Raw genomic sequence first — 20,703 nt, 5'->3', positions numbered from 1 at the left:
CAAAAAAAAACTAATTAGATTTTAATTTTTTCCAAATCTAGTAAAAAACTAAATTCTTTAGCTAATTCTTTTAATGCTTCAAACCTTCCCGAAGCTCCTCCATGACCTGCATCCATGTTTGTATCCAAATACAAAATAGTATCATCTGTTTTATATTCTCTTAGCTTAGCCACCCATTTAGCTGGTTCCCAATACTGTACTTGCGAATCGTGCAAACCTGTAGAAACATACATATTAGGATATTTTTGTTTTTTAACATTATCATAAGGAGAATACGATCTCATGTATTGATAGTATTTTTTAACATTTGGATTTCCCCATTCGTCATACTCACCCGTAGTTAACGGTATCGTATCGTCCAGCATTGTAGTCATCACATCCACAAAAGGAACCTGCGCAATTACCCCATTATATAACTCCGGAGCTTCATTAATAATCACTCCCATAAGCAATCCTCCTGCCGAACCGCCTTCGGCATACAAATGTGCTGCTGAAGTGTATTTTTGTTCAATTACATACTTAGAACAATCAATAAAATCAGTAAATGTATTCTTTTTATGAAGCAATTTGCCGTCTTCATACCAATGTCTTCCTAAGTCTTCTCCTCCACGAATGTGAGCAATAGCATAAATAAACCCTCTGTCTAACAATGACAAACGTGTCGATGAAAAATAAGCATCCATTGAATGACCGTAAGAACCATAAGCATAAAGCAATAACGGATTTTTTCCGTCTTTATTTAGTTCTTTTCTATAAACCATCGAAATAGGAATTTTAGTTCCATCTTTGGCTGTTGCCCAAATACGTTCTTCGGTATAATTATTTTTATCGAATTTGCCTCCTAAAACCTCTTGCTCTTTTTTGACTTCTTTCTCTTTGGTACGCATATTAAAATCAATCACCGATGATGGCGTTGCCATCGACTGGTAACTGTAACGCAAAATTTCAGTTTCAAAATCAACATTTGTCGATGTGTAAGCCGTATAAGTTTCGCTGCCAAAAGGCAAATAATATTCTTCTTTTCCATCCCAGCTCATGATTCGGATTTTATTCAATCCTCCTTGGCGTTCATCGATAACTAAATAATTGGCAAAAATTTCAATATCTTCCAATAAAACATCTTCACGATGCTCGATAATTTCAACCCAATTTTCTGCGGAAGTAGCATCTTCAGGGGTTTTCATCAATTTAAAATTTTCGGCATCGTCTTTATTCGTAAGAATGTAAAAACTATCTTTATAGTGATTAATGCTGTACTCTACTCCTCTTTTTCGCTTTTGAAAAATTTTAAATTTCCCATCCGGATTATCAGCATTTAAAATACGAAATTCAGAAGTCAATGTACTTCCCGATTCAATTGATAAATATTTTCTGGATTTGGATTTACCTATATCAACATTAAAAGTGTCGTCTTTTTCGAAATAAACTAATACATCATCTTCCTGTTTTGTACCCAATTTATGCTTGAAAATCTTATCCGAACGCAAAGTAACCTCATCTTGTTTCGAATAAAAAATCGTTTTATTATCATTAGCCCAAACTGCTGAACCCGTTACTTTTTCGATTTTATCTTCCAGAATCTCATCAGTTTCTAAATTCTTAACCTGAATGGTATAAATTCTTCTGCCAATAACGTCAGTACTAAAAATAGCCAACTTATTATCGGGACTAATACTCATTCCGCCTAATTTGAAATAAGCCTGACCTTCGGCTAATACGTTACAGTCAAAAAGAATTTCTTCTTTTGCTGAAAGACTGCCTTTTTTTCGGGAATAAATAGGATAGTTTTTAGCCGTTTCATATCGGGTGATGTAATAATAGCCATTGTACAAATATGGAACCGACTCATCGTCTTCTTTAATTCTGGCCTTCATTTCCTCATACAATTGCGTTTGGAAATCCTGCGTATGAGCTGTCATCTGTTGGTAATATTCGTTTTCCTTGTTGAGATAATCGATAACCTCCGGATTTTCGCGATCTTTTAACCAAAAATAATTATCGATTCGTACATCACCAAACTTTTCAAATTCGGTAGCTATCTTTTTAGCAACAGGCGGTTGTAATTTTTCTATCATCTGGTAAATCTTCACATTTATGTAAAAGCTCGCACAAAAATAGTTGAAACAACTTCTAATACGAGCCCCTTTTTCATCAATTTTAACATTGTATTCAGCGTAAAAATAGTAATTTCGTAAACTAATTATTAAAAAAAATAAAAATGGATTTAATGGGAATGATGGGTAAATTAAAAGAAACCCAAAATAAAATTGAAGAGACTAAAAAACGTCTAGATACCGTTCTTGTTGACGAGCAAAGTACAGATGGTTTATTAAAAGTAACCATTACTGCCAATAGAAAAATAAAATCCATCACTATTGCCGATGAATTATTGGAAGACAAAGAACAACTGGAAGATTATATGATTTTGGTTATCAATAAAGCTATCGAAAAAGCAACTAAAGTAAACGAAGCCGAACTGGATGCAGTTGCCAAAATGGATATGCCAATGATTCCTGGAATGGACAATCTTTTTAAGTAAAGAAATTAGAAGTTAGAGGTTAGAAGTTGAGACACTTTGTAAAACTTCTAACCTCTAACTTCAATCTACATTTTCGCCAAGGTTTCAATTACATAGGTGTGCATTACCTCGCGATAATCCAAATGCGTCACCATTCTTAATTTTCTATTTCCAACGGCACTAATCGAGATGTTTTTTTGTTTTAATTTCTCAATCAAATCATCGTCTTTATATTCCGGAACTAAAGAAAAAATTAAAATATTGGTTTCTACAGGCTCCACCGAGGCTACCCAAGTTTTTTTCTTCAAAATATTTGCCAATTCCTTAGCTCTTCGGTGATCTTCGGTTAACAATTTGATATTATTTTCCAAAGCATAAATTGCACCTGCCGCCAAATATCCCGATTGACGCATAGCACCTCCCAATACTTTTCGGATTCTCAAAGCACGCTGAATTGTTTTTTTATCGCCTAACAAAACCGAACCTACAGGCGCTCCCAATCCTTTTGAGAAACAAACCGAAATAGTATCAAATAGTTTCCCAAAATCTTTCGGATTCTGTCTTTTGGCCACCAAAGCATTCCAGATTCGGGCACCATCCAGGTGTAATTTCAAATTATTCTCCTCACAAACGGCTTTTATTTTTTGCAAATCCTCCATTTCATAACAGGCACCACCACCAATATTGGTTGTGTTTTCAAGACAAACCAAACTCGTTAACGGACTGTGGTAAAAATCAGGCTTATTGATTGCAGCGGCCACCTGATCAGCGGTAATCATTCCGCGATTTCCTTCAACTAAGCAGCAGGAAACCCCACTGTTAAAAGAAACGCCACCAGCTTCAAAATGAAATATATGCGAATGTTTATCGGCTATTAATTGTTCACCCGGTTGGGTATGCAGTTTTATGGCCGTTTGATTTGCCATAGTCCCCGAAGGAAAAAACAAGCCCGCTTCCATCCCAAAAATAGCCGCCACTCTCTCTTCTAACTCAACAACCGTAGGGTCTTGTTTATAGACATCATCCCCTACATCGGCGTTAAACATATATTGTAACATTTCGTAGGACGGTTTCGTAACCGTATCACTAACTAAATTTATTTGCATTTTTATATTTTTAATAGAGATACAGTGTCTGTAGTCCCTACGTGATTTTTTTTACTATTTTTGCGCAACAAAATTACACATTTTATGACAACTACCGAACAAATAAAAGGTATTGTGGAGCGCCTTGGTGCGTTGAGGAGGTATCTTTGACGTCGATGCTAAACTTATCGAAATTTCTAACGAAGAAGAGAAAACCTTTGCTCCGGATTTTTGGAACAACGCCAAAGAAGCCGAACTTATTGTAAAGAATCTTCGAAACAAAAAAAAGTGGATTGAAGACTACGACAAAGCCGTTGCCTTAACTGAGGAATTGCAGCTCGCCTACGAATTTTACAAAGAAGGCGAACTCACATCAGACGAACTTGACGAACAATACCAACTGACTCAAAATCATATCGAAGGCATCGAATTTAAAAATATGCTTTCGGATGAAGGAGACACTTTGAGTGCTGTTTTGCAAATTACAGCCGGTGCCGGTGGAACCGAAAGTTGCGATTGGGCTTCAATGCTAATGCGTATGTACATGATGTGGGGTGAAAAATACGGTTTCAAAATAAAAGAACTGAACTATCAGGAAGGCGACGTTGCGGGAATCAAAACCGTGACCTTAGAATTTGAAGGCGATTATTCTTTTGGCTATCTAAAAGGCGAAAATGGAGTGCATCGATTGGTGCGTATTTCTCCGTTTGACAGTAATGCCAAGCGTCACACCTCGTTTGCTTCTGTTTATGTGTATCCATTGGTGGATGACAGTATCGAAATCGACATTAATCCTGCCGATATCGAAATTACCACTTCCCGCTCCAGTGGTGCCGGAGGACAGAACGTAAATAAGGTGGAAACCAAAGTACAGCTGTATCACAAGCCTACAGGAATCCAGATTCAGTGTTCTGAAACCCGTTCGCAGCAAGACAACAGACAGCGTGCCATGCAAATGCTTCGCTCTCAATTGTACGAAATCGAATTGAAAAAGAAACAGGCACAACGCGCCGATATCGAAGCCGGAAAGATGAAAATCGAATGGGGTTCGCAAATACGCAATTACGTGATGCAACCTTATAAATTAGTCAAAGACGTCCGCACAGGATGTGAAACCAGCAATGTCGATGGCGTAATGAACGGCGAAATTGACGAATTCCTGAAAGCTTATCTGATGATGATGGGACAGAAAGAAGAAGAATAGATTGCAGATTTTTGGAAACGTCAGTTCGAGTGTTTTTTGTGTAGTGAAACGAAACAAAAAATGTATCGAGAACCTTTAATAAATTTTACATATCAGAAAGCAGAAGGCAGATTTTAGAATGCAGAACGCAATTTTCTAAAATCTGCCTACTTCTAACTTCCCACTTCTAACTTCTAACTTAAAAAAATGACTGAGTATTTCTTTGACCAACACTACAACAACCTCCATTATGGTCTGGAAACGCTCAACCTTAAAGAATTTGAAAGCTGCTCATTTACCAATTGCAATTTTTCTGAATGTAATCTCATAGGCGTCACTTTTATAGATTGCCAGTTCAACCACTGCATTTTTGATAATGCTAAAATCAATCACACGGCTTTTAGAACCGTATTTTTTAATGATTGCCAAATCAAAGAAGTCAATTTTGCTATGAGCGACAAACTCATCTTCGAAATTCACTTTAACAACTGCGCCTTAGATTTCTCTAAATTCTACGCCTTGAAACTAAAAGGTATCTCGTTTAACAATTCCAGTCTGATTGCTGTTGATTTTATGGCTACTGATTTAACCGGAGCTCAATTTTACAACTGCGATTTGTACCGCTCGGAATTTGAAAAAGCCATCGCCAACAAAGTCGATTTTAGAACGAGCTACAACTACACCATCGACCCCTCGAAAACCAAATTAAAAAAAGCGCAATTCGCGCTTGAAGGGTTAAAAGGCTTGCTGTATAAGCATGGGATTATTGTGGAGTAATATATTCTTTTTCAGCAATTCAACTATTAGCAACCCTGTCAGAGTTTAAAAGGCTGACAGGGTTTTATCGTTCAAAAACATTTATTTCTAAAATACATTTTGTAAGAATATTTTAATATATTTGAGAATAATATAGTAAAACATGAAACAGAAAATTTTAATTTTATTCATTATTTTATCCTCATTCAAAGTTCAAGCAAAAAAAATGATTTTACCTTTAAGTATAATTGCAGGGATCTCAGATTTAATTGTTATGGGAGAAATTGATATTGTAAAAAACGATACCTATATATTCAAAATAAGTGAAACTCTAAAAGGAAAAGCGTATAAGACAATATCTGTACAAATGTTTGAAGAGTGGACTTGTGATAATAGATTTGAAAAAGCTAAAAAAGGACAGAAACTTTGCTTATTTTTAAAGAAAGGACAAAGCCAGTGGAAAATAATCAACGGAAGTTCAGGTGAACTTTTTATTTCTAATAAATCAATCTATTTAGGTGGAGAGGATGCTATAAAAATAATAAATAATAAAATCTCTCGAAATTCTGTATCCTTAATAGAATTTAAAAATGCAGTCAGAGATTTCTGCAAATGCTACATATTCATCGGAGATGGTGATTATCATAACAATAATCCTCAGTATTTCAAACAAATAGGTAGTAACAAACAAATTTCTGAATTCAAAAAACGCAGTAAATTTTCAACAAAATTATTTGAAGAAACAACAAGGTATTCAGTAAAGAAAAATTAAATTTTCCCACTCTAGCACAAACGTCCCACTTGTACCTACAAAAGAGAAGCTTTAATTATCTATACATAAAAAGCAATACAAATAACGATATTCATACTACTTGAAAATTGATAACGAATTAATGCGTTGTCCTAAAACAGTTTTACACAAAAGAGAAAAATTGATGGAAGCTCTAGAAAACTATTACCTAAACAAAACCGAACCCAACCAGAGTTGCTTGCTGGCGTTGCGGAGTATTATCTTAAATCAGGACAAAGACATAAACGAAACACAAAAATGGGGAATGCCCTGTTTTTGCTATAAAAAGAAGATATTCTGCTATTTATGGACCAATAAAAAAACAAACGAACCTTATATTCTTATGGTAGAAGGAAAACTCCTTGACTTTCCCGAATTAGAAGAAGGAGACCGAAAAAAAATGAAAGTTTTAAAAGTCAACCCAAACCAGGATTTACCCATAAAAACAATTGAAACAATTTTACAGAAAGCTTTGGAATTCTATAGAATATAGCTTTTTAACAAAACTAAATTTGACTTTACTATAGTTTACAACCTGAAAAATTGACATTTCTTTCTTAAAAATTATTAAAATTTTTAGAAACAAAAAAGCCTAACAAAAGCAAACAACTTACTTATTGTCAGTTTATTGCAAATGGCATTTTCTTTGTTATTTCAAATAAAAAAGCAATGTTTAACTTAAAAAATTATTTATTATGACAATTGTTAAGTATCAAAACCAATGGCCTAGTTTATTTGACAAATTTTTTAATAATGATTTTGAAGGTTGGAATAGAGACAATTTTTCAAAAACCAACACCACTCTACCTTCTTTAAATATCAAAGAAAACAAAGATTCTTTCTTTGTAGAGGTTGCGGCTCCCGGTTTTGAAAAATCAGATTTCAAAATTGAACTGGATAATGATTTATTGACTATTTCTTCAGAAAAAAAACTAAGCAATGAAGTTAAGGATGGAGAAAGAATTACCAAACAAGAATTCAGCTACCAGTCCTTTAGAAGATCTTTCAGTCTTCCTGAATTAGTGAATGATGAAAAAATTTCGGCTAAATATGAAAATGGAATTTTATCCATCACAATCCCTAAAAAAGAAGAGGCAAAGCCCAAAGCTGCAAAAGTTATCGACATCAAGTAAAATCAGATTTAAGAAATGAGTTAGGAAAACACTAACTCATTTCTTTTTTTATACTAAATTACTACCATAACAGATGCTTCTTGTTTTTACTTATTTTAAAACCGAATATAGTACCAGTCTAATTGCTGTTCTTTTTATAAATTTGAAAAACGAGTTTTTTTCTTAATTTTACCCTATGATTAAAGTAAGTATTATTGGCTCTGGAAATGTAGCCCAACATCTTATCGCTACATTTCAAAACCTTGAAAAATCGGGCAGTGAAATGGAGTTGGCGCAGGTATTTTCGAGAAAAAGAGAAACATTAGTGACCTTACTTCGCCCGGAACAAATCATTACCGACTATTCTGATTTACAAGAAGCTGATTTGTATATCATTGCCGTTTCTGACGATGCAATCGAAACTGTTTCTAAGCAACTTCCGTTTAAAAATCGTTTGGTAGTGCATACTTCCGGCAGCATGCCTTTGACTGCTTTGCATAACAACAACCGAAAAGGTGTTTTTTATCCTTTACAAACATTCACCAAAGGAAAAACAGTCGATTTTAAGACAATTCCTATTTGCTTAGAAGCCGAAAATGCGCCTGATTTTCAGGTTTTGGACAAAATTGCCAAAAGTATTTCGGATAAAGTACACGCAATCAATTCAGAACAACGAAAAGCACTCCATGTTGCAGCCGTTTTTGTCAATAATTTTACCAATCACCTCTACTCAATTGGAAATGATATTTGTCAGAAAAACCAAATCCCTTTTGATATTCTAAAACCTTTGATACAGGAAACGATGGAAAAACTGGCAACTCTTTCTCCTAACGAGGCACAAACAGGACCGGCAATTCGCAAGGATCAGAAAACCATTGCAGCGCATGAAGCCTTTTTAACCAATGAAACACAACTCACTATATATAAAATCCTAACCCAATCGATTCAAGATAATGGCAAAAAGTTATAAAGAAATAATGAACGACATCACTACTTTTATTTTTGATGTTGATGGTGTACTTACTGATGGCTCCGTATTTGTAAGCCCTGATGGCGAAATGCTAAGAACCATGAACATTCGCGATGGTTATGCGTTGAAAGCAGCGGTTGACAGCGGCTACAATGTTTGTATTATTTCAGGCGGAAGCAACGAAGGCGTGCGTGTGCGTTTGCGAAATCTGGGTATCACCAACATTCATTTAGGAACACCGGACAAGGTTGAAACCTTTGATGAATTCATCGATATTCACCAAATCAAACAAGAAAACATTCTATACATGGGTGACGATATTCCTGATTATCATGTGATGAAATTAGTAGCTTTACCAACTTGCCCTCAGGATGCCTCACCGGAAATCAAAGGGATTTCTAAATACATTTCGCACAAAAATGGTGGAAAAGGCGCTGTTCGGGATGTTATTGAACAAGTAATGAAAGTACAAGGGAAATGGATGGAAAGTTTTAACGCAAAATACGATTAAAAGTGGGAAGCTAGAAGTTGGAAGCCAGAAGTTTTTTAAAATCTGTATTACGCCTCCTGCTTTCTGTTTTCTGAAATCTTCCAACTTCTAGCTTCTAGCTTCCAACTCCCTACTCCTAACTTCTAACTTCTAACCCATGTCCTTCCTAAATCTCATTAGATACAAAAACCTGTTGATGCTAGCCTTGATGCAAATCATTTTCAGATATGGTTTTTTGAAATTACAAAAAATTGATTTGGCCCTGGCTGATTGGCAATACGGTCTATTGGTTTTAAGTACAGTTTTAATCGCGGCGGCGGGTTATGTAATCAATGATATTTTTGATCAGGAAACCGACAAAGAAAACAAACCGAATAAGGTCATTGTAGGTAAATTTATTTCGGAAAACCAGGCTTATAATATTTATGCCTTATTAAATATTAGTGGAGTTGCTATTGGATTTTATTTATCCAATGTAATCATGCGACCTAATTTTGCAGCGATTTTTGTTCTAATTGCTGCAACTTTATATATTTATGCTACCAGTTTAAAACAAATGCCACTTTTGGGCAATATAGTTGTGGCTTTGTTATTGTCATTAAGTGTTATTATCATTGGGATTTTCGACATTTTTCCGGCAACTGACACTACCAATAAGGAAATAATGGCTAGTATGTTTTCAATTCTTTTAGACTATGCTATTTTTGCTTTTATCATCAATTTATTACGTGAAATTGTTAAAGATTTAGAAGATTTCGACGGCGATTCTAAACAAGGAATGCGCACCTTAGCAATTGTTTTGGGCGTTCAAAAAACAACAAAATTAGTTTTTGCTTTAAGCTTTATTCCTGCAATTATCCTGCTTATTTACATCAATAATTATTTGGTGACTAATAATTTGATTGCAGCCACCATTTATAGTTTGTTATTTGTTTTAGGACCTATTCTCTATTTTAGCATTAAAATTTGGAATTCACAATCAAAAACCGACTTTCAGAAATTGAGTAAAGTCCTGAAATGGATCTTATTTTTCGGAATTTTATCTATTCTGTTTATCACTTTAAATATACAATATCATGCTTCGAAATAAATTAAAAAACTATCAAATCATATTAGCTTCGGGTTCACCCAGAAGACAGCAGTTTTTCAAAGATTTGGATTTGGATTTTGAAATTCGATTAAAAGAAATTGAAGAAATATTTCCTCCGGAATTAAAAAGAGAGGCAATCACTAATTATCTGGCCGAATTAAAAGCCGCTGCTTTTGATGGTGAACTAAAAGACAACGAAGTTTTGGTTACCAGCGATACTCTTGTTTGGCACAACGAAAAAGCCTTGGGTAAACCAAAAGACAAAGAAGACGCTTTTGAAATTTTAAAATCATTATCAAATGCTACTCACGAAGTAATTACCTCGGTTTGTTTTAAAACCAATACAAAAACAGAAGTTATATACGAAATAACCAAAGTTACTTTCAATGAATTAAGCGATGAAGCAATTAGGTATTATATCGAAAATTACAAACCTTTTGATAAAGCTGGTGCTTACGGAATTCAGGAATGGATTGGTTTTGTGGGAGTTGCAAAAATAGAGGGGTCTTATGCCAATGTTATTGGACTTCCGGTAGATAAAGTATATCAATATTTGAGTAATTTAGCTTAAAAACGAAACAAATGAATTTTCTAAATAATTTTACAACCGAGTCAATTGCCAGCGGTATAGTAGTATTAATTCTGATTATTTTACGAATTACATCCACAAAATTAGTCCGCAAATTTGCTAAAAGCACTCATATCATTGAAAACAGAACTAATTTAGTTATTAAATACATTCACTTACTGATAAATATTCTGGCAGCTATTGCTTTTATTATTATTTGGGGAGTAAGTTCAAAAGAAATTATTTCAGGAATTGCTTCGGTCGCAACAGTCATAGGGGTGGCCGGTGTTGTTATGATTGCCCAATGGTCTATTTTGAGCAATATTACCGCAGGTGTCATCTTATTCTTTTCTTTTCCCTTTAAAATTGGCGATGTAATTCAAATTTTAGACAAAGATTTTCCTATTATAGGCGAAATTGAAGATATTGGGGCTTTTCATGTAACCATAAAAAACAAAGATGGAGAAATAGTTATTTACCCCAACAATCTGTTTTTTCAAAAAGGAGTTTCTATACTTCCTAATCTACATGAGGAGAAAGAATTTACAGATTAATTGCATAAAAAACAGTTTATAAGGTATTTATAAGTAACTTTATAGGAAAGGTAACTTTTATAAAACCTTTTAAACAATCCTATCATGCTATTTAATCATAAAATAACTGTTTATGCTATAATTTTCCTTTGTCACCAATTTTTATTTTCGCAAGACAAACTAATACCAAAAGACAGTAGTACTGTACTTAGTGGCATTGTAACTCCACCGAAAAACAAAACGGCTAAATTTTTTCATCGCTTAGTATTCAAGCCTGCAAAGTCTCAAAAGATCAAAAAAAAGATTATTGTTCCAAAGCATTTAAAGGTAGAGGGCAAAATCATTCGAAATATTATTATTACTACACTTGATCCATTTGGATATTCAGATAGTGATATTGACAAAATCCCTAAAAACTGGTCCGAGAGAACAGGAAACCGGGCGCATCTGAAATCAAAAAAAATAGCGATAAGAAACTTATTGCTTTTTTCAAAAAACAAGCGTTACAGCTTACTTGAAATAAAAGAATCCGAACGTATTTTAAGAGCTCAAAACTTTATAAACAGGGTAACTATTACCGAGAAATTAGCAGCTCCAAAATCAGATTCTGTAGATGTTTTTGTTCGCGTTCTGGACTCCTGGAGTTCAATACCTAAATTCAATATTTCAAATTCAAAAACAGGATTGGGACTCAAAGAACGTAATTTTTTCGGATTGGGACATCAATTAGATTATTACTACTCCAATCGAAAAAGTGATGGAAAAGAGGCCAATAATATTAGTTATCTGATTCCTAATATCAAAAATTCATTCATTAGAACCGAAGTAAAATATAGTGTCGATTTTGATCGTTATTATTCTAAAGGCATTACTATCGAACGTCCTTTTTATTCTCCATTAACCAAATGGGCAGCCGGAATTGCACTTAATCAAAATTACCTAAAAGACAGTATTCAGGATGTAGAGGAAAACTATATCTCCCAAAATTTCAAATACAACAATCATATTTTTTGGGCTGGAAGAGCTTTTCGTATTATCAAAGCAGACACCATTACAGAACGTACAACCAATTTGATTATTGCCGCCTGTTTTTCAAACTTAAATTATCTAATTGAACCTTCAGAAACATTAGATCCAACAGATTTTTATGACTCTGAAAAATTACTTTTAACGGGAATAGGAATCAACACCAGACAATTTATTGAAGACCGTTACATTTTTAAAAACGGACAAACGGAAGACGTACCTGTAGGACGGATCTACGGAATAACGGGTGGTTATCGGTACAAAAATTCAAAATGGAGTCCTTATTTAGGAGCTCAGATATCTTTTGGCAATTACCATTCATGGGGATTTTTAAGTACCAATTTTGAGGTAGGCAGTTTTTTTAAACAAGCTAAAAAGGAACAGAGTGCCATCAGTTTTCAAGCTAATTATTTCACTAATATCATCGAAATTGGAAATTGGAAATTCAGACAATTTATCAAACCTCAAATAATCATTGGTATCAATAGAGAAAAAAGCTTAGGCGATTTACTAACTATAAACGAAAATAATGGTATTCAAGGATTTAACAGTCCTGTTTACGGTACTCAAAAACTAATATTTACTTTACAAACTCAATCGTACTCCCCAAAGTCAATTTGGGGATTTCGTTTCAATCCCTATTTTAATTATTCCATCGCAGTATTGGGCAATAAGAACAATCCAATTCACACTAACAAAACCTATTCAAAAATTGGGATAGGAGCCATTATTAACAATGATTATTTAGTATTTAGTGCCTTTCAATTATCTATAGCTTATTATCCTAATATTCCGTTTCAGGGAGATAATATTTTCAAAACAAATGCGTTTGAAACTACTGATTTTGGATTTCAAAATTTTGAATTGGCAAAACCAAAAACAATATCTTTCAAATAAAAGAAAAGAAAACCTTATTAATTGATTACCAATTAATTAATCAGTATCTTTATAGAAAGAAATATCAATTTTAATCTAATTTTTTTAAATATGAAAAAACTAAACTTTTATTTGATGGTAATGATACTGTCAATATGCGTACTACCTACCGGCACCTATGCAACAGAAAAAAACACTTCTGATACGCCAAAAGAAATTCCTGCAGAAGTTAAAACGATGCTCAATCGATTAAATGAAATCAAAGAAATGGATAAGTCAAACTTATCTTCTTCTGAAAAAAAAGAATTAAGAACAGAAGTTAAAACCATTAAAAACAATTTAAAAGCATCTGGTCATGGTGTTTATTTATCTGTTGGTGCTATAATTATTATCATTCTGATATTAATCCTATTGCTTTAATAATCAATAAAATACAAGCTAAAAACAGCTCATTCCAAAAGGATGAGCTGTTTTGTTAAACTCAAATTTAAACATTCAATAGCTTTTTTGGCACAATAATTGGCTTTTGGAATCTAAAGAATTGAATAACCCTAAAAAAATAGAATTATGAAAACTTTAAAATTAATCGCAGCAGGAATTATATTATTAGTAACGAGTGCCACACAGGCTCAGGTTTCAGTCAATGTAAACATTGGAGCTCCGCCAGCTTGGGGACCTGCAGGATATTCGAATGTAAATTTCTATTATATTCCTGACATTCAGGCTTATTATGACATTCGTCTTTCGCAATTTATTTATTTTGGAAACGGAAGATGGATTCGTTCAAGACAGCTTCCTGTACACTACCGAAATTATGACTTGTATCGAGGTTACAAAGTAGTCTTAACGGATTATCACGGAAAAAAACCTTATATTCATTATAAAGCTCACAAAGCAAAATATTATAAAGGATATAAAGGTAAACCACAAAAAAATATAGGGAAGCACTACGATTACAAACACGACAACAAACGTGATTTTAATTATAGCAAAGGAAACCACCCTAACAAAAATAATTCCGGGAACAACAAACAGAATCAGGGTGGAGGTCACGGAAATAATAAACGTTAAATTTTAACTCCTCAAATACTAAAGAAACGCTAACTGCGTTTCTTTTTTTTAAGCTATTTTAAATAGTTAAAATTATGTTAACAAAAACAATATTGGCACGCAAATTGAATTAAATACTAAAAAAACTATTCTATAAAAAGAAAGAAAAAAATTGATAAAACAATTCGATACTGATATAATAAAGAGAAAGAAAAAAATCCGAAAAGACTTTAATTGCATACTAAAAAACAAAATATATTAGTTTTTTAGGAAATATTAATCGTAGAAAAAAGTTTTATAGCAACGAATGTTTTGGAATACTTTTTTTCAATCTAAGATTAAAAAAGTTAAAACTAAGTTAACAAAATATTTTTGGCACAGTAATTGAAAACAACTAACATAAGTAGAAAATAAATCATAAACCCCAAGTAACTTTAAAATATAGAAATCATGAGAACTTTAAAATTAATCGCAACAGGAATCATTTTATTTGCAGCAAGTACTTCACAAGCACAAGTTTCAATTAATGTAAACATAGGAGCACCGGCAGTAGTTGTTAGACCAGCCTGGGTACCTCAAAACCATGTAAATGTAGATTTTTATTACATCCCTGAAATTGAAGCATATTACGATGTAAATGCCTCTTTGTATGTTTATTTAAACAATGGAAATTGGGTTCGCACCAGATACGTTCCGGTACAATACAGAGGCTGTGATTTGAATCGTGCCCATCGAATTGCCTTGAGAGGTTACCACGGAAATCGTCCTTATGCTTATTTCAACAATCACAATGTTAGATATCATGATAATAGAAATTATCACCCTAGATATGTAGAAGGTCGTCGTTATAATGACAACCGTTATGCCGATAACTATAAATCAAAAAATCGATACGATCGATACGATAGAGATGACAGAGACGACAGACGCGATAGAGGAAATCACTACGGACACAGAAACCGTTAATCAAATCATACAAAAAATTAAAGGCGAATTTCAAATTGGAATTCGCCTTTCTGTTTGTTAAGCATTGGACAAAGCCCCCGATAATGATTTTATTCCAAAAAAATAATTACTACATTTGAGCTTATTGAGAAAAATTATGCAAAAAACACTAGAAAATAGATTTTTAATTATTCTGCTATCCTTATTATTCTTTCAATTTACATCAGCTCAAAAACCACAAAAATGGAATGCAGTTGAAATTTACAACCAAATTCAAAAACTGAATTTTCTAGGGAGCGTTCTCTACATTGCAGCACATCCCGATGACGAAAACACCCGATTAATTTCTTATCTATCGAATGATAAAAAAGCAAGAACTGCTTATTTATCATTAACCCGCGGCGATGGAGGACAAAATTTAATAGGACCTGAATTAAGAGAATTATTAGGTGTAATTCGTACTCAGGAATTGATTGAAGCCCGAAAAATTGATGGTGGAGAACAATTTTTTTCCCGTGCCAATGATTTTGGTTTTTCTAAAAACCCGAATGAGACTTTCGAAATTTGGGATCGTGAAAAAGTTTTGGCCGATGTGGTTTGGACAATTCGAAAATTCCAACCTGATGTTATCATCAATCGTTTTGACCATCGCACCTCAGGAACGACCCACGGCCATCATACCGCTTCGGCAATTTTAAGTGTTGAAAGTTTTAAACTAGCCAATAATCCAAAACGTTTCCCAGAGCAGCTAAAATGGTTTAGTACCTGGCAACCCAAACGTTTATTCTTTAATCCTTCCATTTGGTTTTACGGAAATCAGGAAAAATTTGACCAGGCTGATAAATCCAAATTTATTAGTATGGAAACCGGTGTTTATTATGCCGAAACAGGAAAATCCAATCAGGAAATTGCAGCTTTAAGCAGAAGCAGCCATAAATCTCAGGGTTTTGGAAGTACAGGCAGTCGTGGTCAGGATACGGAATATTTGGAACTAATTAACGGCGAAAAATTAAACAATAAATCGAATATTTTTGATGGCATTGACACGAGCTGGAATCGCGTAAAAGGCGGAAAAGCAATTGGAGAATTACTTAACCAAATTGAATCGAAATTCAATTTTTCTAATCCTTCGGCATCACTTCCTGATTTAATTAAAACCTACCAAATGATAGCTTCTTTAGACGAAAATCATTGGAAATCCATAAAATTAGAAGAGCTAAAAAATATTATTGCCGGCTGTAGTGGTTTGTATCTGGAAGCCGTTTCCAACGTACAACAAGCCACTCCCGGAAGTACTGTCAAATTAAAACTGGAAGCCATTAACCGAAGTGCTATTCCAATGGAATTAAGTGGCATCAGTCTTTTTCCTAATCAAAAAAACATTATTTTAAATACAAAATTAAGCACCAATATTGCCGAAAAAACTACTATTGATTTAGAATTAGACGAAAATTTAGAATACAGCCAACCTTATTGGCTCAAAAACAAAGGAACAACCGGAATGTATGAGGTTACTGAGCAACAAAACATTGGAATTCCGGATATTATAAGAGAGGTTAAAATTCAATTTAACATTAAAATAAATGATATTATCATTCCATTTGAGCGTGATGTTGTCTATAAATACAATGACAAAGTAAAAGGAGAAATGTATAATTATCTCGACATTATACCTGATGCCAGCACTAAAATACTAGATCAGGTTTCTTTTTTTAACGACGGAAAAACTAAAAAAATGGCCGTTCAGGTTAAGGCCGGAAAAGACAATATCGAAGGAAATGTACAACTGGAATTAGCTGATAACTGGCAGGTAACCCCAGCTACAATTGCTTTCAGTCTGGAAAAAAAAGAGATGGAAAAAACATTGTATTTTGATGTTACTCCGCCGGAAAATCCTTCGGAAGTAATAGCAAAAAGCAGTGTAACCATCAACAATAAAAAGCTGGAAAAAGAGCAAATTATCATCAATTACGATCATATTTCCAAACAGCAGGTTTTATTGCCGGCTGAAGCCAAATTTAAAAAACTCGATTTAAAAACCACCAATGAAAGAATTGGCTACATCATGGGTGCCGGTGATGAAGTTCCTGAATGCTTAAGCCAAATGGGATATAGTGTTAGCATACTAAGTCCTGAAGAAATTAACTCCCGAAGCTTAACCAATTTTGATGTTATCATAACTGGAATTCGCGCTTATAATACTTTATCAGGATTAAAAATCAGACAGCATCTATTGCTGGAATTTGTAAAAAAAGGAAAAACATTAATTGTACAATACAATACTCCCGATTCGAATATCCCTCATAACATTGCACCTTATCCACTAACAATATCCCAAGACCGGGTTACCGATGAAAATGCCACAGTGGAATTCCTTGCTCCAAATCATCCGATTTTGAATTATCCTAATCAAATTACACAAAAAGATTTTAAAGGCTGGACACAGGAACAGGGGTTGTATTATCCAAATGAATTCGACTCAGCCTTCACCCCTATTCTATCATCACATGACAAAGGAGAAACGCCTAAAAAAGGAGCTTTATTAGTGGCTACTTACGGAAAAGGACAATATATCTATACCGGTTTAAGTTTGTTTAGAGAATTGCCAATGGGAGTTTCCGGAGCGTATCGATTACTGGCTAATATGATTGCGTTAAAAACACCTGAATCAGAAATTTTTAACCTCAAAGAATAAAAACACATAAAATGGAACAACCAAAAGAGAAAAACTGGAAAACAAATTATACCTGGGTACTCGTTGCCAATGTAATATACATCTTGTTCTTTTATTCAATAATGAAATTATACTCTTAAACTATGCAATTATTTGACTGGATTGTATTAATTATCACCCTGCTCTTCATTGTATTTTATGGAGCCTGGAAAACCAAAGGAAGTAAAAACGTAGAAGACTTTATTCTAGGGAGTAACGAAACCCCCTGGTACACCGTAGGTCTTTCGGTAATGGCTACTCAGGCCAGTGCTATTACTTTTTTATCCACACCGGGACAGGCTTACCATGACGGAATGGGTTTTGTGCAATTTTATTTTGGTTTACCCATAGCCATGATTGTCATTTGTTTGACATTTATTCCCATTTATCATAAATTCAAAGTTTTTACTGCTTATGAGTACCTAGAAAAACGATTTGACTTAAAAACCCGTTCCTTAGCAGCTATTCTTTTTTTATTCCAAAGAGGTCTCGGAACAGGATTAACCATCTATGCACCAGCCATTATTTTATCGGCATTACTGGGTTGGAATCTTAGTTATATGAATATTGTTATTGGTATTCTGGTTATCATTTACACCTTTTCAGGAGGAACTAAGGCGGTAAACGTAACCCAAAAACAACAGATGTTTGTAATTATGTCTGGGATGTTCATTACTTTTTTTCTAATACTTCATTTCCTTCCTAACGACATGACTTTTAGCAATGCCCTTCATATTGCCGGAGCTAATGACAAAATGGATATTGTTGATTTTTCTACCGATCCTGAAGAAAAATACACACTTTGGAGCGGAATAACAGGTGGTTTTTTTCTGGCTTTGGCTTATTTTGGAACCGATCAATCGCAAGTAGGACGGTATTTATCCGGAAAATCGGTTCGAGAAAGCCAGATGGGATTAATCATGAATGGTTTTTTAAAAGTACCTATGCAGTTTTTTATATTGCTGACCGGGGTTATGGTTTTTGTATTTTTCCAATTCAATCCTGTTCCTTTAAATTTCAATCCAAATAATAAAGCTGCAATTGAAAAATCCAAATACAAAGACGAATACCATGCTTTAGAAAAGCAATTAGAAGTTCTTTCAGAAGATAAAAAAGTTATCAATCTGCTGTATATCGACCAATTGAATCAGGATTATGACAATCCGATTCTTAGAAAAGAATTAGTAGCTATTTCGACCAAAGAAAAAGACCTTAGAGATCATGCCAAAGAAATTATTCTAAAAGCCGACAAAGGCAGTGAAACCAACGATAAAGATTATGTTTTCTTCCATTTCATTCTGCATTATTTGCCCAAAGGTTTAATTGGATTATTGCTTGCGGTAATTATCTCGGCCGCCATGTCATCCACAGCTTCCGGACTTACCGCCTTAGCATCTACAACGGCTATAGATATTTACAAAAGAAATTTAAAAGAACCCAAAACCGAAAAACATTATTTGAATGCTACTAAATTTTTCACCTTATTTTGGGGAATCATAGCGATACTTTTTGCCTGTGTTGGAACACTGTTTGAAAATTTAATCCAATTAGTAAATATTGTAGGTTCTATATTTTACGGAACCGTATTAGGGATTTTCTTAGTGGGTTTTTACATCAAATTTGTAAAGGCAAAAGCTATTTTTTACAGTGCTTTATTTAGTCAGTTAACCATTTTTATTATCTACTATTTTGCTATTTACATCTATCCAAGTGGCGAAGAAAAACTGGGGTATTTGTGGCTGAATTTTATTGGAGCCATGATGACGATTGTTCTTTCTTCTTTGTTACAAGCCACAATTTTTAAGCATAGAAAAGTCTAATCCAAAAAAAAATCCCATTCGTACAATTTTGCTCGAATGGGATTTTTTCTTTAATGATTTAATGACTATCCTTTTATTATACCAATTATTGAGAATGCACACAGAGCTGTCTGCCGACAGGCAGGTGAAACTGATTTTAACTGATTTTTTTTGCAGATTGTAATTTACAAAAAGCTTAAAAAATCTGTTTTAATCTGTTTAATCAGTCCCGATAGCTATCGGGATTGTGGCCTCTTTTTCATTTGGTCCGCTTAGTGGACAGCCATTTTTTCTTTTATTAAAGAGCTGAAATAATTACCTACTCCATTCGTCTATACTGGCTTTGTTCATTTCAACATATTCTTTATTTCCGGCAGCCTCTGAAGCCGAAATAGACCATTTTGCTGTTTCTATAGCACCTTTTTTGTCTCCTTGCTTCGCCTGAATTAACGATTTTAATCTCAAATAATAAAAAGGAACCGATTTAGATAATTCAACGGCTTTATCAATATAAGTTCTTCCTTTTTCAATATCACCATTAGACTGATAATAATATTGAGCAGCAGTATAAAATTCTTCCGGTGTAGGACCGGCTAATGCTTTTTCGATACTGGCAATCGCTTTTTTTTGCGTAGGCACTTCAAACTTTAAAGAAACAAATGAATTCTCCCAGGCAATATCCAAAGTAGCCGAATTAGCATCTAAATTTCCAATTGCCAATGTAAATGTTTCAACCGGTTTAATCAAGGCTTCTTCGTTAACAGTAGTTTTCAAAGCCACTTTTGCTTCATCAAATTCCTTAGGTGTACCCCAATTATTGGTTTCGGTATAAAATAATACGTCCCAACTTTGGATATTAGGAATCGTATATAAAGCATATTTACCTTTCTTTAAAGTCTTACCGTTAATCACTACATCATCACTAAAAGATATTGTTGAATTATCATTAGCTCCAGTTCGCCATAATTTACCCAAAGGAACTAAATTTCCTAAAACCGATCTTCCTCTGGCCGAAGGACGTGAATATACAATCTCTACATCAGTTAAACCCACTACTTGTTTTACAACCGATTTTGGGCTTGTTTCAGGGATTTTCACCTGAGCTTCAACAACATAATGAGAAATAATAAGGAATAAAACAACCAATAATCTTTTCATAATTTTGTATTTTTCTTTAATTTCAAATTTACAACTTCCTC

General features: G+C 33.9%; 20 protein-coding genes. 17 read left to right on the top strand and 3 right to left on the bottom strand.

All coding sequences use genetic code 11. The features are described 5' to 3' along the window. Nucleotides 1-14 precede the first annotated feature (14 nt). The gene (locus BIW12_RS12615) at nucleotides 15-2,075 is read right to left on the bottom strand and encodes a S9 family peptidase (RefSeq protein WP_083382125.1); all 2,061 of its coding nucleotides are present in this window, start codon (nucleotides 2,073-2,075) and stop codon (nucleotides 15-17) included. A 143-nt stretch (nucleotides 2,076-2,218) separates the two neighbouring features. Here BIW12_RS12615 and BIW12_RS12610 point away from each other — a divergent pair, with 143 nt between their 5' ends. Further along, the gene (locus tag BIW12_RS12610; RefSeq protein WP_071185440.1) at nucleotides 2,219-2,539 is read left to right on the top strand and encodes a YbaB/EbfC family nucleoid-associated protein; all 321 of its coding nucleotides are present in this window, start codon (nucleotides 2,219-2,221) and stop codon (nucleotides 2,537-2,539) included. 65 nt (nucleotides 2,540-2,604) lie between these two features. On the opposite strand, the gene BIW12_RS12605 is transcribed toward BIW12_RS12610, so the two are convergent. Next, nucleotides 2,605-3,624, bottom strand: a complete 1,020-nt coding sequence (locus BIW12_RS12605; protein WP_071185439.1) for a threonine aldolase family protein — start codon at nucleotides 3,622-3,624, stop codon at nucleotides 2,605-2,607. Between the two features lie 84 nt (nucleotides 3,625-3,708). Between BIW12_RS12605 and prfB the strand changes: the two genes are divergently transcribed. The 16 genes from prfB (at nucleotide 3,709) to BIW12_RS12525 (ending at nucleotide 19,525) form a co-directional block, all read left to right on the top strand. Beyond that, nucleotides 3,709-4,807, top strand: a protein-coding gene (gene prfB / locus BIW12_RS12600; RefSeq protein ID WP_140485252.1) for a peptide chain release factor 2 whose coding sequence is annotated in 2 segments (ribosomal slippage) — nucleotides 3,709-3,771 and nucleotides 3,773-4,807 — 1,098 coding nt in all. Because the reading frame shifts where the segments join, the coding sequence is not laid out codon by codon here. 186 nt (nucleotides 4,808-4,993) lie between these two features. Beyond that, nucleotides 4,994-5,563, top strand: a complete 570-nt coding sequence (locus BIW12_RS12595) for a pentapeptide repeat-containing protein (RefSeq protein WP_071185437.1) — start codon at nucleotides 4,994-4,996, stop codon at nucleotides 5,561-5,563. A 142-nt stretch (nucleotides 5,564-5,705) separates the two neighbouring features. After that, nucleotides 5,706-6,314, top strand: a complete 609-nt coding sequence (locus tag BIW12_RS12590) for a hypothetical protein (protein ID WP_071185436.1) — start codon at nucleotides 5,706-5,708, stop codon at nucleotides 6,312-6,314. 100 nt (nucleotides 6,315-6,414) lie between these two features. Next, nucleotides 6,415-6,825 (top strand): DUF1801 domain-containing protein, encoded by a 411-nt coding sequence (locus tag BIW12_RS12585; RefSeq protein WP_317040834.1) that lies wholly within the window; start codon nucleotides 6,415-6,417, stop codon nucleotides 6,823-6,825. A 202-nt stretch (nucleotides 6,826-7,027) separates the two neighbouring features. Next, nucleotides 7,028-7,465, top strand: coding sequence for an Hsp20/alpha crystallin family protein (locus tag BIW12_RS12580; RefSeq protein WP_071185435.1), 438 nt, complete (start codon nucleotides 7,028-7,030; stop codon nucleotides 7,463-7,465). Nucleotides 7,466-7,640: 175 nt separating this feature from the next. After that, nucleotides 7,641-8,414, top strand: coding sequence for a Rossmann-like and DUF2520 domain-containing protein (locus BIW12_RS12575; RefSeq protein WP_071185434.1), 774 nt, complete (start codon nucleotides 7,641-7,643; stop codon nucleotides 8,412-8,414). Beyond that, a complete protein-coding gene (locus tag BIW12_RS12570; protein ID WP_071185433.1) occupies nucleotides 8,398-8,925 on the top strand; it encodes a KdsC family phosphatase in 528 nt (175 codons plus the stop codon). The genes BIW12_RS12575 and BIW12_RS12570 overlap by 17 nt, the downstream gene beginning before the upstream one ends. 136 nt (nucleotides 8,926-9,061) lie before the next feature. After that, nucleotides 9,062-9,994 (top strand): geranylgeranylglycerol-phosphate geranylgeranyltransferase, encoded by a 933-nt coding sequence (locus BIW12_RS12565; RefSeq protein WP_083382123.1) that lies wholly within the window; start codon nucleotides 9,062-9,064, stop codon nucleotides 9,992-9,994. Further along, nucleotides 9,981-10,565, top strand: coding sequence for a Maf-like protein (locus tag BIW12_RS12560; protein WP_071185431.1), 585 nt, complete (start codon nucleotides 9,981-9,983; stop codon nucleotides 10,563-10,565). The genes BIW12_RS12565 and BIW12_RS12560 overlap by 14 nt, the downstream gene beginning before the upstream one ends. A gap of 11 nt (nucleotides 10,566-10,576) precedes the next feature. Next, nucleotides 10,577-11,116 carry a mechanosensitive ion channel domain-containing protein gene (locus BIW12_RS12555; RefSeq protein ID WP_071185430.1) on the top strand — a complete coding sequence of 180 codons (540 nt, stop codon included), beginning with the start codon at nucleotides 10,577-10,579 and terminating at the stop codon, nucleotides 11,114-11,116. Nucleotides 11,117-11,200: 84 nt separating this feature from the next. Continuing rightward, a complete protein-coding gene (locus BIW12_RS12550) occupies nucleotides 11,201-13,018 on the top strand; it encodes a BamA/TamA family outer membrane protein (RefSeq protein ID WP_071185429.1) in 1,818 nt (605 codons plus the stop codon). 90 nt (nucleotides 13,019-13,108) lie between these two features. After that, nucleotides 13,109-13,417: a hypothetical protein gene (locus BIW12_RS12545; RefSeq protein WP_071185428.1), complete on the top strand. Its 309-nt coding sequence runs from the start codon at nucleotides 13,109-13,111 to the stop codon at nucleotides 13,415-13,417. A 147-nt stretch (nucleotides 13,418-13,564) separates the two neighbouring features. Beyond that, nucleotides 13,565-14,068, top strand: a complete 504-nt coding sequence (locus BIW12_RS12540) for a hypothetical protein (protein ID WP_071185427.1) — start codon at nucleotides 13,565-13,567, stop codon at nucleotides 14,066-14,068. A gap of 429 nt (nucleotides 14,069-14,497) precedes the next feature. Beyond that, a complete protein-coding gene (locus BIW12_RS12535) occupies nucleotides 14,498-15,013 on the top strand; it encodes a hypothetical protein (RefSeq protein ID WP_071185426.1) in 516 nt (171 codons plus the stop codon). A 136-nt stretch (nucleotides 15,014-15,149) separates the two neighbouring features. After that, nucleotides 15,150-17,687 carry a PIG-L family deacetylase gene (locus tag BIW12_RS12530; RefSeq protein WP_071185425.1) on the top strand — a complete coding sequence of 846 codons (2,538 nt, stop codon included), beginning with the start codon at nucleotides 15,150-15,152 and terminating at the stop codon, nucleotides 17,685-17,687. Nucleotides 17,688-17,809: 122 nt separating this feature from the next. Continuing rightward, nucleotides 17,810-19,525: a sodium:solute symporter gene (locus BIW12_RS12525; RefSeq protein WP_071185424.1), complete on the top strand. Its 1,716-nt coding sequence runs from the start codon at nucleotides 17,810-17,812 to the stop codon at nucleotides 19,523-19,525. Nucleotides 19,526-19,819: 294 nt separating this feature from the next. On the opposite strand, the gene BIW12_RS12520 is transcribed toward BIW12_RS12525, so the two are convergent. Further along, complete coding sequence (locus BIW12_RS12520) at nucleotides 19,820-20,662, bottom strand: DUF2911 domain-containing protein (protein ID WP_071185423.1); 843 nt, start codon at nucleotides 20,660-20,662, stop codon at nucleotides 19,820-19,822. Nucleotides 20,663-20,703 lie beyond the last annotated feature (41 nt).

Source organism: Flavobacterium commune, assembly GCF_001857965.1.
GTDB classification, from domain to species: domain Bacteria; phylum Bacteroidota; class Bacteroidia; order Flavobacteriales; family Flavobacteriaceae; genus Flavobacterium; species Flavobacterium commune.
The sequence above is the reverse complement of the archived record's forward strand: the minus strand, read 5'-3'. Positions and strand labels throughout refer to the sequence as shown.

Excerpts from the sequence above, each read along its gene's own strand:
- BIW12_RS12530 (WP_071185425.1), top strand. The coding sequence starts at position 15,150 with ATGCAAAAAACACTAGAAAATAGATTTTTAATTATTCTGCTATCCTTA.
- BIW12_RS12595 (WP_071185437.1), top strand. The coding sequence starts at position 4,994 with ATGACTGAGTATTTCTTTGACCAACACTACAACAACCTCCATTATGGT.
- BIW12_RS12605 (WP_071185439.1), bottom strand. The coding sequence starts at position 3,624 with ATGCAAATAAATTTAGTTAGTGATACGGTTACGAAACCGTCCTACGAA.
- BIW12_RS12520 (WP_071185423.1), bottom strand. The coding sequence starts at position 20,662 with ATGAAAAGATTATTGGTTGTTTTATTCCTTATTATTTCTCATTATGTT.
- BIW12_RS12610 (WP_071185440.1), top strand. The coding sequence starts at position 2,219 with ATGGATTTAATGGGAATGATGGGTAAATTAAAAGAAACCCAAAATAAA.
- BIW12_RS12550 (WP_071185429.1), top strand. The coding sequence starts at position 11,201 with ATGCTATTTAATCATAAAATAACTGTTTATGCTATAATTTTCCTTTGT.
- BIW12_RS12560 (WP_071185431.1), top strand. The coding sequence starts at position 9,981 with ATGCTTCGAAATAAATTAAAAAACTATCAAATCATATTAGCTTCGGGT.
- BIW12_RS12590 (WP_071185436.1), top strand. The coding sequence starts at position 5,706 with ATGAAACAGAAAATTTTAATTTTATTCATTATTTTATCCTCATTCAAA.
- BIW12_RS12535 (WP_071185426.1), top strand. The coding sequence starts at position 14,498 with ATGAGAACTTTAAAATTAATCGCAACAGGAATCATTTTATTTGCAGCA.
- BIW12_RS12540 (WP_071185427.1), top strand. The coding sequence starts at position 13,565 with ATGAAAACTTTAAAATTAATCGCAGCAGGAATTATATTATTAGTAACG.
- BIW12_RS12580 (WP_071185435.1), top strand. The coding sequence starts at position 7,028 with ATGACAATTGTTAAGTATCAAAACCAATGGCCTAGTTTATTTGACAAA.
- BIW12_RS12545 (WP_071185428.1), top strand. The coding sequence starts at position 13,109 with ATGAAAAAACTAAACTTTTATTTGATGGTAATGATACTGTCAATATGC.
- BIW12_RS12575 (WP_071185434.1), top strand. The coding sequence starts at position 7,641 with ATGATTAAAGTAAGTATTATTGGCTCTGGAAATGTAGCCCAACATCTT.
- BIW12_RS12555 (WP_071185430.1), top strand. The coding sequence starts at position 10,577 with ATGAATTTTCTAAATAATTTTACAACCGAGTCAATTGCCAGCGGTATA.
- BIW12_RS12525 (WP_071185424.1), top strand. The coding sequence starts at position 17,810 with ATGCAATTATTTGACTGGATTGTATTAATTATCACCCTGCTCTTCATT.
- BIW12_RS12615 (WP_083382125.1), bottom strand. The coding sequence starts at position 2,075 with ATGATAGAAAAATTACAACCGCCTGTTGCTAAAAAGATAGCTACCGAA.
- BIW12_RS12565 (WP_083382123.1), top strand. The coding sequence starts at position 9,062 with ATGTCCTTCCTAAATCTCATTAGATACAAAAACCTGTTGATGCTAGCC.
- BIW12_RS12570 (WP_071185433.1), top strand. The coding sequence starts at position 8,398 with ATGGCAAAAAGTTATAAAGAAATAATGAACGACATCACTACTTTTATT.